Source organism: Streptomyces sp. 63XJN7_1_ISO-PGPR-S23-121 (assembly GCF_056173025.1).
The window spans coordinates 4,881,581-4,894,542 of sequence record NZ_CM149653.1 but is presented as its reverse complement, the minus strand read 5'-3'; the positions used below and the strand labels follow the sequence as shown (position 1 = coordinate 4,894,542).

Annotated in this window: 1 protein-coding gene and 1 pseudogene; both read left to right on the top strand. The window is 70.4% G+C overall.

Annotation, left to right across the window (positions count from 1 at the left end):
* The first annotated feature begins 54 nt into the window (after positions 1-54).
* Positions 55-996 carry a TauD/TfdA family dioxygenase gene (locus AC0VYN_RS21770; protein WP_475532318.1) on the top strand — a complete coding sequence of 314 codons (942 nt, stop codon included), beginning with the start codon at positions 55-57 and terminating at the stop codon, positions 994-996.
* A gap of 74 nt (positions 997-1,070) precedes the next feature.
* Positions 1,071-12,911 (top strand): annotated as a pseudogene (locus AC0VYN_RS21765) (amino acid adenylation domain-containing protein); the annotation flags it as partial.
* Between the last annotated feature and the right edge of the window lie 51 nt (positions 12,912-12,962).

Below are 12,962 nucleotides of genomic sequence, written 5' to 3'. Positions count from 1 at the left end.
GGACAGCGGGACATCCAAGGCGCCGAAAGTCACAAGGAACAGAGGAGAAGTGGCGTGAGTGAGTCGAGCGACTGGACGCCCCATGTGGTGACGCCGGACACCGCGGGGGTGACGCCGAACCATGAGGGTCTGCTGACGGCGATCAACGACACGGCGAAGACGGCCGAACTGCTCCTCGCGAAGAAGGCCCTCGTCTTCCGTGGCTTCGGCACGTCCCAGAAGCAGGTCGGCTCGGTGCTCGACCTCCTCCTGCCGAACCGCCTCGCCTATGTGCACGGCAACTCGCCCCGCACCAAGGTCGGCAGCAACGTGTACACCTCGACCGAGTACCCGGCCGAGTTCACCATCTCGATGCACAACGAGCTTTCCTATGCCAGCCGGTGGCCGTCCCGGCTCGCTTTCTACTGCGAGCGCCAGCCGGTCACCGGGGGCGCGACGCCGGTGGTCGACTGCACGGTGTGGCTGAACTCCCTCGACGAGGACGTCAGGGCCGCCTTCAGCAAGGGCATCCGCTACACGCAGAACCTGCACAGCGGGGCCGGCTTCGGCAGGAGCTGGATGGACACGTTCGAGACCTCCGACAAGGACGAGGTCGAGGCGCACCTCGCGGACGCCGATGTCACCTGGGAGTGGAAGGCGGACGGCGGCATCCGCATCACGCAGCTGCGCCCGGCCACCGTGCGGCATCCGGGCACCGGCAGCGAGGTCTGGTTCAACCAGTTCGACCAGTGGCACCTCGCCGGTCTCGATGCCGACACCGCGACGATGCTCTCCGAACTGATGCCGGAGGACGAGCTGCCGCAGTCGGTGACGTTCGCCGACGGCACGCCCATTCCGGACGAGTACGTGGCGCACGTGCGTGACAACGGTCTGGCCGCGGCCGTGGACGTGGACTGGCACGACGGCGATCTGCTGCTGATCGACAACGTGGCCGTGGCGCACGGCCGCCGCCCGTACACCGGACCGCGCCGTGTCCTGGTGGCCATGTCCGGATGACCTGAACCTTTCCGGATCCGGATGCACATCGCGCGGGACAGACCGGCGCCAGAGCCGCTGCCATGACATGAGGGGAACGCGAAGAGACTATGGTGCCGTTGTCGTTCGCGCAGCGTCGGTTGTGGTTCCTCTATCGGCTTGAGGGACCCAGTGCGACGTACAACGTGCCAGTGGTGCTGCGTCTGTCCGGCGCCCTGGACACGAAGGCGTTACTTGCCGCGCTGAACGACGTGGTCACCCGTCACGAAGCCCTGCGCACGGTCTTCCCGGACCACGACGGCCAGCCGTACCAGGACATCCGTCCGGCTGCCGAGGCAGAGCCCGAAGTGAGTGTCGAAACGGTCGCCGAGGCGGAGCTGGCCGCTGCGGTGGACCGCGCCACGCGCCACCCCTTCGACCTCGCGACCGAACTGCCGCTCCGCGCGACCCTGATCAATGTCGACGATGCCGCGGACGAGCACGTACTGGTCCTGGTGATCCACCACATCGCCGGTGACGGCTGGTCGATGGGCCCTCTGGCCCGCGACCTCAGCACCGCCTACACCGCCCGTTGCGCAGGCGGCCCCCCGGCATGGGAACCCTTGCCCGTGCAGTACGCCGACTACACCCTGTGGCAACACGAACTTCTCGGCGACGAGAACGACCCCGACAGCCTGCTCTCTACCCAACTCGCCTACTGGAACCAGGCTCTGGCCGCGCTGCCTGAGCGCATCGAGCTGCCGACCGACCGTCCGTACCCGGAACAGGCCGGGGCTGACGGCGGTTCGGTCCCGGTGCGGATCGACGCCGAGCTGCACCAGGCCCTGACCGGACTCGCGCGGTCGCGGCAGACGACGGTGTTCATGGTGCTTCAGGCTGCCGTGAGCGTGCTCCTGCACCGCCTCGGCGCCGGCACGGACATCCCCGTCGGCACGCCGGTCGCCGGCCGCGGCGAGGAGGAACTGGACGACCTGGTCGGCTTCTTCGTCAACACCCTCGTCCTGCGCACCGACCTGTCCGGCGACCCCACCTTCGCCGAACTCCTGGACCGTGTCCGCGAGACGGACCTCAACGCCTACGCCCACCAGGACGTGCCCTTCGAAAGCCTGGTCGAAGCACTCAACCCCACGCGGTCCCTGGCCCACCACCCGCTCTTCCAGGTCATGCTCGCCCTCAACAACACCCCACGCGCGACACCGGAGTTCGGCGGCGAGCTCAAAGCCACTCCTCAGGCCGTCCGCTCCCAGTCCGCCCGGATGGACCTGTCCGTCAGTCTCGCCGAACAGCACGACGACGACGGCAGCGGCTCCGGGATCAGTGGCGTGATCTCCTACCGCACCGACCTGTTCGACCACGGCACGGTCACAGCCATGGCCGAGCGGTTCATCCGCGTGCTCAGGAGCGGCGTCGCCGACCCGGAGCGCCGCGTGGGGTCGTACGACCTGCTGTCGGACGGCGAGCGACGCCAAGTACTCGAAGAGTGGAACGACACGGCCACGACGGATCTGGCCGGTACCGCTGTGGAGCTGTTCCAGGAGCGTGCGGTCGCGGTACCCGACGCGAGCGCACTCAGCGCCGGCGGCGTCGACGTCCTGTACGCGGACCTCAACGCCCGCGCCAACCGCCTGGCCCGGCTCCTGGTCGAGCGGGGCGTCGGCCCAGAACACATCGTCGCCCTCGCCCTCCACCGGTCCCCGGACCTGATCACCGCCCTGATCGCCGTGCTCAAAGCGGGCGCCGCCTATCTGCCACTCGACACCACCTATCCGGGCGACCGCATCCGCTTCATGCTGGAGGACGCCCGGCCAAGCCTCGTCCTCGCCCACTCCAGCGCCGGTGAACTCCTGCCGGATCAGGACGGCGCAGCCGTCATCGTCCTCGACGACCCCGCGGTCCGGGAGCACCTCGCGGGCCTGGACGCGTCCGACCTCACCGACGCCGACCGGGTCGGCGCCCTGGACCCCGCGCACCCGGCGTACGTCATCTACACCTCGGGTTCGACCGGTACCCCCAAGGGTGTCACCGTCCCCCACCGAGGGCTGGCCAACTTCGCGCTCGCGCAGAGCGAGCAATGGGGGATCGGTGTCGGCTCCCGGGTGCTGCAGTTCCTGTCGCCCAGCTTCGACGCCGCCGCGTCGGAGTTCTTCACTGCCCTGCTGACGGGCGGCACGCTGGTACTCGCCGACGCGGACCGGCTCACGCCCGGGCCCGATCTCCTCGATCTGCTCCGTGACGAGGAGATCACGCACTGCACACTGGTGCCGTCGGTGCTGCGGGTGCTGTCCGAGGCCAGTCTGCCGGGCACCCTGACGCTGATCGTCGGCGGTGAGGCCTGCGGTCCGGAGATCGTGGAACGCTGGTCCGCGGGGCGAAAGATGTTCAACGCGTACGGGCCGACGGAGATCACGGTGTGCGCGACGTTGAGCGAGGCGCTGTCGGGTGCGGTGGTGCCGCCGATCGGCCGGCCGATCGCGAACGTGCGGACCTACGTCCTGGACGAGGGTCTGTCTCCCGTGCCGCCCGGTGTGCCCGGTGAGTTGTACGTGGCCGGGGCCGGTGTCGCGCGCGGCTATCTGAACCGGCCGGGGCTGACCGCGGAGCGGTTCGTCGCCGATCCCTACGGCCCCGCCGGGTCCCGCATGTACCGCACCGGGGACTTGGTGCGGTGGAACCGGGACGGCACGCTGCAGTTCCTGGGCCGCGCGGACCACCAGGTGAAGCTACGCGGCTTCCGCATCGAACTCGGCGAGGTCGACGCCGCGTTGACGGCCTGCCCCGGTGTCGCGACCGCCGCCGCCGTCATCCGTGAGGACCGGCCCGGCGACCGGCGCCTGGTCGGCTACATCGTGGCCGACGGGCCCGTCGACGTCGCTCAGGTGAAGAAGGCCGTTGGCGCGCGGCTGCCGGAGTACATGGTGCCCACAGCCGTGGTGATCCTGGAGACGCTGCCCCTGAGCGCCCACGGGAAGCTGGACCACAGGGCGCTGCCCGCACCCGACCTCACCCGCGCCGCTCCCACCCGCGCCCCGGGCACCCCGACGGAGAAGACCCTCACCGCCCTCTTCGCCGACGTCCTCGGCCTCGACCCCGACCGCGTCGGCGTCGACGACGGCTTCTTCGCCCTGGGCGGCGACAGCATCAGCTCCATCGTCCTCGTCAGCCGCGCCCGCGAACACGGCCTCGACCTGACACCCCGCGACGTCTTCCAGCACCAGACACCCGAGGCACTGGCCCGCAGGGCACGGCCGATCGGCGGTGCCAGCGCCTACGGCGGGGACGGCGGAGAGGACACCGACGCCGATCGGGCCGGAGTGGGCGAGGTGCCGCTGACGCCCGTCATGCACTGGCTCCTCGAACCCGGCCACCCCTTCGACGCCTTCCACCAGTCCGTCCTCGTACAGGTGCCCGCCGGCATCGGCCGCGCGCAGCTCGGCGACGTACTGCAGGCGCTCGTCGATCACCACGACATGCTGAGGGCCCGCCTCGTGCGGCGGGACGGCACCGACGCCGACCGGGTGCTCCACGTCCCGCCGGCCGGTGCGGTGCCGGTCGAGCCGCACCTCACCCAGGTGGCGACTGCCGGTCTCGACGACGAGCGACGGCGCGAACTCCTCGCCCACCACGCGGAACAGGCACGAGGACGGCTCGCCCCGGACAACGGGGTCATGCTGCAGGCCGTCTGGTTCGACAACGGGCCGGAGGAACCGGGCCGGCTGCTCCTGACGATCCACCACCTGGTCGTGGACGGCGTCTCATGGCGGATCCTGCTGCCGGACCTCGCCGTCGCGGGCTCGGCCGTACTCGCGGGGCGGGCCCCCGAGCCGGCTCCGGTCGGCACGTCGTTCCGACAGTGGGCCCGCAGGCTCACGGAGCTGTCCGGTGAGCCCCGGTTCACCGCGTCGCTGCCGCAGTGGACCGAGATGCTCTCCCCACCCGAACCTTGTCTCGGGCAGGACGCGGACGACCGTTCCGCACGCGACACCGCCGACACGCTGGACTCGCTGCGCGTCGCCGTCCCGGCCGAACTCACCGAGGCTCTGCTGACCCGCGTGCCCGCCGCGCTGCACTCCACTTTCAACGAAGTGCTCCTGACCGGGCTTGCCGTCGCCCTCGCTGCCTGGCGCGACGATCCCCGCCACACCGCCACCCTCATCGACCTGGAGGGACACGGCCGCCAGGACGGCCTCGCCGGGACCGACACCACCCGTACCGTCGGCTGGTTCACCAGCATGGCGCCGGTCCGCCTCGACCCCGGCGCCGTACCCGCCGCCGACCTGCGCGCCGGCGGGCCCGCGGTCGGCCGTGCGCTGCAACAGGTCAAGGAGCAGTTGCGCGCCGTCCCCGACAACGGATTCGCCTACGGACTGCTGCGCCACCTCAACCCGGAGACGGCCCCCCTCCTCGCCCGGCTTTCCGACCCTCAGGTCGCCTTCAACTACCTCGGCCGGTTCACCGTGCCCGCCCGCGGCGCCGACACCACGGCCGCGGACTGGCAGCAGGTCCCCGGCAACCCGTCGCTCGGCGGCCTGGACCCGCGTATGCAGGCCCCGAACCCGTTGATGATCAATGCCGTCACCGTGGACTCCGAGGACGGCTCCGAGCTGAGCGCCACCTTCAAGTGGCCCGAGGCCCGCTTCGCCCGTGACCGTGTCCAGGACCTCGCCGACGCCTGGCTGGTGGCTCTCGCCGCACTCAGCACGCACGCCGAAGGCCCCGAGCCCGCGGGCCGGACCCCCAGCGATCTCGACCTCGTCGACCTCACCCACCAGCAGATCGTCCAACTCGAGCAGCGACACCCGGAGCTCGTTGACGTCTGGCCTCTTTCCCCGCTCCAGGAGGGGATGCTCTTCCACGCCCTCGCCGACAGCGCGGAACGTGACGCCCTCGACGTCTACACGGTCCAGATGGCGCTGCGTCTCGACGGATTCGTGGACGGCAAGGCCCTGGAGGCGGCGGCACAGCGCATGCTGGAGCGCCACCCCAACCTGAGAGCGGCATTCCATCACGAGGGCCTGGACCGACCGGTGCAGATCATCGAGAACGGGACGCGACTTCCGTGGCAGGAAGTCGACTTGCGTGCAAGCGCCGACGCCGACGCCGCGCTGGACGACTTCCTCCGCAAGGAGCGGGCGCGGCGCTTCGACCTCGCACAGCCGCCGCTCATGCGGTTCGCACTGGTGCGCCTGGGCGAAGACCGCCATTGCCTGGCCATCACCCAGCACCACATCCTCACGGACGGCTGGTCGTCGACCCTCCACATCAAGGAACTCCTCGCTCTGTACCGGCTGTACGCAGCCGGTGGCGACGACTCCTCCCTGCCCAGGCCGACGCCCTACCGCGACTACCTGACCTGGCTCGTGGAGCGTGACCGGACGGCGGCACTCGACGCCTGGACCCAGGCGATGGCGGGAGCCGAACCGACGTATGCGGCGGCGGCCGCATTCCCGGCGGACCCGGGGCCCGCGCCTCTGCCCGAGCGGCTGGTGTCCCACTTGGACGCGGAGACCACGGAGGCCCTCGATGCCCAGGCACGCCGGGCCGGCGTGACCCTCAACACGCTGGTGCAGTGCGCCTGGGGTGTGCTCCTCGGCCGGATGACCGGTCAGGACGACGTGGTGTTCGGTGCCGTGGTGTCGGGGCGGTCGCCCGAGATTCCGGGTGTCGAGAGCATGATCGGCCTGTTCATCAACACGGTGCCGGTCCGGGTGCGGCTGGGGGCGGGGGACACGTGGGCCGATCTGGCTGTGCGTGTCCAGTCCGAACAGGGGGCGTTGCTGCCGCATCAGCACCTGTCCCTGACGGAGATCCAGCGGGCCGCCGGTACGGGCAACCTGTTCGACACTGTCGTCGCCTTCGAGAACTACCTGGCCGACCGCACCGGGCAGGCCGCCGACGACACCGGCGGCCTGCGCGTCACCGGAGCCACGGGCTACGACGGCGCCCACTACCCGCTGAACCTCGTCGTCGTCCCCGGCCCCGAACTGCGGCTGCGCCTCGACTACCGCGACGACAGCATCACCCGCCCGGACGCGGACGCGCTCCTCGATCGCCTTGTGCGGATCCTGACGGCGGTGGCTGGAGATGCGGGGCAGCGGGTCGGGGCGGTGGAGTTGCTTTCCGCTGGTGAGCGGGAGCGTGTGATCGGTGTGTGGGGTGCCGGTCCGGTGGGGGAGGTGCGGGCGGGTACGGCGCCGGCCTTGTTTGCGGGCAGGGTTGCGGAGGCGCCGGATGCGGTGGCGGTGGTGTCGGGGGACGGCAGCACCGTGTTCTCCTACGGTGAGTTGGATGTGCGGGCGAATCGGCTGGCGCGGTTGCTGGTGGACCGGGGTGTGGGGCCGGAGCAGTTGGTGGCGCTTGCGTTGCCGCGGTCGCCGGAGCTGGTGGTGGCGGTCCTTGCGGTGTGGAAGGCGGGGGCGGCGTATCTGCCCGTCGATACTGGCTATCCGGTGGACCGGATCCGTTTCATGGTCCGTGATGCCCGCCCGGCGCTGGTGGTGACGGACGCGTCGACGACGCATCTGTGGGAGCAGGGTACGTTCGTGGTGCGGCTCGACGACCCCGCTGTTCGGGCCGAGTTGGCTGGCGCCGATTCGGCGGCTTTGGCTGCAGGCGGGCCTGAGCCCGCGCATCCTGCCTATGTCATCTACACGTCGGGGTCGACGGGTGTGCCCAAGGGTGTGGTGGTGACGCATGCCGGTCTGGTGAATCTGGTGCAGGCTTCGGGGCCCCGTCTCGGTGTGGGTCCGGGCAGCCGTGTGCTGCAGTTCGCGTCACCGAGTTTCGATGCGGCTACCTGGGACTGGAGCCTGGCGTTGCTGTCGGGGGCCGCGCTGGTGGTGGCGCATGTGCGGGAGCTGGCTCCGGGTGCCGCGCTTGCCCGTGTGCTGTCCGAGGCGGGCGTGACGTATTGCATGGTGCCGCCTTCGGCGCTGGGTGTGCTGGATGTGGCGCGGGTCCCGGAGTCGGTGACGGTTGTGGTGGGTGGCGAGGCCTGTGACCCGGATACGGTGGGGCGCTGGTCCGTGGGCCGGCGGATGGTCAACGCGTACGGCCCGACGGAGACGACGGTCTGTGCGACGTTGAGCGAGGCGCTGTCGGGTGCGGTGGTGCCGCCGATCGGCCGGCCGATCGCGAACGTGCGCGCCTATGTCCTGGACAAGTCTCTGTCTCCGGTGCCGGCGGGGGTGCCGGGTGAGTTGTATGTGGCGGGGGCGGGTGTCGCGCGTGGTTATCTGAACCGGCCGGGGCTGACCGCGGAGCGGTTCGTCGCCGACCCCTACGGGCCTGCCGGGTCGCGGATGTACCGCACCGGGGACTTGGTGCGGTGGAACCGGGACGGCACGCTGCAGTTCCTGGGCCGCGCCGACGCCCAGGTGAAACTACGCGGCTTCCGCATCGAACTGGGTGAGGTTGAAGCGGCGTTGGCGGCGTGCCCGGGTGTTGCAGGTGCTGTCGCCGTGATCCGTGAGGACCGGCCGGGTGACCGGCGTCTGGTCGGCTATGTCGTGGCCGACGGGTCCGTCGACGTCGCTCAGGTGAGGAAGGCCGTTGGCGTGCGGCTGCCGGAGTACATGGTGCCCGCAGTGGTGGTTGCCCTCGATGAGCTGCCGTTGATGCCGAACGGGAAGCTGGATCGCAAGGCATTGCCGGCACCCGAGTACAGCGGTGCGGCGGCATCGTCGCGGGCTCCGCGCGATGCGCGTGAGGAGATTCTGGCCGGGCTGTTCACCGAGGTTCTGGGCGTCGACCGGATCGGTGTGGACGACAGTTTCTTCGACCTGGGCGGGCATTCCCTGCTCGCGATGCGCCTGATCGGCCGTATCCGGGCCGTGATCGGGGCGGACCTCGTCATCCGCGACCTGTTCGCGGCCCCGACCGTCGCCGCCCTGGCACGCACGGTCGAAACGAGCACGAACCCGGCCGAGCGTCCCGCGCTGACGCCCCGGGTGCGTCCGCAGCGGATGCCGTTGTCGTTCGCGCAGCGCCGCCTGTGGTTCCTGCACCGGCTCGAAGGCCCCAGCGCCACCTACAACGTTCCCGTCGTCCTGCGCCTGTCCGGCGCCCTGGACATCGATGCTCTGCGAGCCGCCCTCCAGGATGTCGTGGCGCGCCACGAGGCGTTGCGCACGGTCTTCCCGGACAACGACGGCCAGCCCTACCAGGACATCCGCCCGGTCGCCGAGGCGCGGCCGGCGATGGACGTCGAGTCGGTCACCGAGGCGGAACTGGCCGGCGCGGTGGATCGCGCCGTGCGCCACCCCTTCGACCTCGCGACCGAACTGCCGCTCCGCGCAGCCCTGTTCAGCGTCGACGAGGCCGTGGACGAGCACGTGCTGGTCCTGGTGATCCACCACATCGCCGGTGACGGCTGGTCGATGGGCCCCTTGGCCCGCGATCTGAGCACGGCATACGCGGCTCGGCGCACGGGCCGTGCTCCGGCCTGGACGCCGCTGCCCGTGCAGTACGCCGACTACACCCTGTGGCAACACGAACTCCTCGGCGACGAACACGACCCCGACAGCCTGCTCTCCGCCCAACTCAACCACTGGAAGCAGGCTCTGACCGGAATCCCGGAGCGTCTGGAGCTGCCGACCGACCGCCCGTATCCGGATCAGGCCGGGTATGACGGTGGGTCGGTTCCGGTGCGGATCGACGCCGAGCTGCACCAGGCCCTGAGCGGCCTGGCGCGGTCGCGGCAGACGACGGTGTTCATGGTGCTGCAGGCGGCTGTGAGCGTGCTCCTGCACCGCCTCGGCGCCGGGACCGACATTCCCATCGGCACGCCGGTCGCCGGCCGCGGCGAGGAGGAACTGGACGACCTGGTCGGCTTCTTCGTCAACACCCTCGTCCTGCGCACCGACCTGTCCGGCGACCCCACCTTCGCCGAACTCCTGGACCGTGTCCGCGAGACGGACCTCAACGCCTACGCCCACCAGGACGTGCCCTTCGAGGGTCTGGTCGAAGCACTCAACCCCACGCGGTCCCTGGCCCACCACCCGCTCTTCCAGGTCATGCTCGCCCTCAACAACACCCCGCGCACGACACTGAAGTTCGCGGGGGCGCAGGCCTCGATGCGGCCCACAGACGTCCATGCGGCGCGCACGGATCTGGCGCTGAGCCTGGCTGAGCGGTACGGCGGGGACGGTTCGCCGGACGGGGTCGTCGGCTCCCTCACTTACCGTACCGACCTGTTCGAGCGGGCCACGATGACGGCGCTGGTGGAGCGGTTGCTGCGGGTGCTGCGCGCTGTCACGGACGATCCCACTCAGCGTGTCGCCGCGGTCGAGGTGCTGTCCGAGGAGGAGCGGCACCGCCTGCTGGAGGAGTGGAACGACACCGCCGCTCCTCTCCCTTCGGGCACGCTTGTGGAGCTGTTCCAGGCTCAGGCCGAGGCCACTCCGGACGCCGTCGCCCTGATCTGCGACGGCACCCACATCACCTACGACGAGCTCAACACCGGCGCCAATCGCCTGGCGCGGCTCCTGGTCGAGCGGGGCGTCGGCCCCGAACACATCGTGGCCCTCGCCCTTCCCCGCTCACCCGAGATGATCACCGCTCTCCTGGCGGTCCTCAAGGCGGGAGCGGCCTACCTTCCCATCGACACCGGCTACCCCGTGGAGCGCATCCGCTTCATGGTCCAGGACGCCCAGCCCACCCTCGTCCTCACCCACACCACCACCGCCGACATCTGGAGCCAGGACACCCCGACCGTCTACCTCGACGACCCCGCCCTCCAAGCCCGCACAGCCACACTGGACCCCACCGACCCGCACACCACACCCGACCCCGCCCACCCCGCCTACGTCATCTACACATCCGGCTCCACCGGCACACCCAAGGGCGTCACCGTCCCCCACCGAGGCCTCGCCAACTTCATGGACGACATGAAGAGCCGGATCGGTGTCACGGAAGGGGACCGGTTCCTGTCCGTGACGACGATCGCATTCGACATCGCCGGGCTCGAGATCTACCTGCCGCTTCTGTGCGGCGCCGGGGTCGTGCTGCCCGGGGCCACGGTGGCGAACGAGCCGCTCGCCATGGTCGCGCTGATCGCCGAGGCCGAGGTCACCGTCGTTCAGGCGACGCCTTCGCTGTGGCGGGAGCTGTCGGCGGCGTCCGGCGCGACGGGCCTTGGGTTGCGCCGTGTGCTGGTGGGCGGCGAGGCCGTCTCCGCGGCCCTGGCGGAGACGCTCCGCGGACTCGGCCGGTCGGTGACGAATGTGTACGGGCCCACCGAGACGACCATCTGGTCGACGGCCGCCGAGCTGAACCGTGCCGATGACGCAACGGCTCCGTCGATCGGCCGTCCGATCTCGAACACACGGGTGTACGTGCTGGATGCCGGGCTGCGTCCGGTCGTGCCGGGCGTGGCCGGTGAGCTGTACCTCGCGGGGGCAGGACTCGCCCGCGGCTACCTGAACCGGCCGGCACTGACCGCGGAGCGGTTCGTCGCCGACCCCTACGGCCCCGCCGGATCCCGTATGTACCGCACCGGCGACCTCGCCTCCTGGAACAACGACGGCACCCTGCGCTACCTGGGCCGCACCGACGACCAGGTCAAACTGCGCGGCTTCCGCATCGAACTCGGCGAAGTCGAAGCCGCGCTGACCGCATGCCCCGCCGTCGCCGGCGCCGCCGTCGTGATCCGCGAGGACCGGCCCACCGACCACCGACTCGTGGGATACGTGGTGCCCGAGGACGGCAAGGACCTCGACCAGAGAAACGTGTGGGACCAGCTGAGGCTCACACTGCCCGAATACATGGTGCCCTCGGCCGTCGTCACCCTGGACGCACTACCACTGACACCCAACGGGAAACTGGACCGCAAGGCACTCCCCGCACCCGACTACACCCGCACCACCACCCCCACCCGTGTCCCCAGCACCCCGCGCGAGCAGATCATCGCCGTCCTCTTCGCCGAGGTCCTCGGACTGGATGTCGCCCGGGTCGGCAGCGACTCGAGCTTCTTCGCCCTCGGCGGGCACTCCCTGCTCGCGATGCGCCTGATCGGGCGGATCCGTGCCGCCCTCGGCGCGCGGTTGCAGCCCAGGGACTTCTTCGAGGCGCCCACCGTGGCCGGGCTCGCCGAGCGGCTGCGCGGGGCGACGAAGGCACAGGGCGACGTCCTGCTGCCGCTGCACCTGGACGGGGATCGGGCACCGATCTTCTGTGTCCACCCGGCGGGTGGACACAGCTGGGGCTACTACCACCTCAAGGATCATCTGCCGCCGGGCCACCCGCTGTACGGCCTCCAGGCCCGCACCCTGCTGCAGGGCGCGGAACCCCCGGCCACGCTTTCGGTGATGGCCGCGGACTATGTCGAGCAGCTGCGCTCGGTGCAGCCGAAGGGGCCGTATCACCTCGTCGGGTGGTCGTTCGGAGGCCTCGTCGCCTTCGAGATGGCCACTCAACTCCAGCAACAGGGTGAGGAGATCGCACTCCTCGCACTGCTGGACGCTTTCCCGGCCGCGGCAGAGGACGGCGACGAGCCGGTGCCTGCGGACGAGGACAAGATGCTGAGGATGATCGCCGCGAACGCCGGCTACGATCCTGACGCCATCCCCACGGTCGGTGCGAACGAGCCGTTGACACCGGACGCGTTGAGCGCGTTCTTCCAGCAGGTCGGTGCGGTGATGGCCAACCTGACGGCGGACGACCTCCGTACGTTCGCGCACACGCTGCGGCACAACGCCGGCATCGGCGCGGCGTTCACACCGGCTGTGTTCCGCGGCGACCTGCTCCTGCTGACGGCGGCGCTACGCCGGGACGGTGCCCGAACCGCCCCCGGCAAGGGACGCGACGCCTGGACGGCGCACGTCACTGGACGGGTCGACGAGCACCAAGTTCCGTGCAGCCACGACGACATGTTGATGCCGCACATCCTGGAGCCGGTGGGCGGGATCCTCTCCCGCGCCCTTCGGAACCAGAACCCGTGAGCAAGCCCCCATCCATCAAGCCCCCATCCATCACGCCATCAAGGAGCCCGG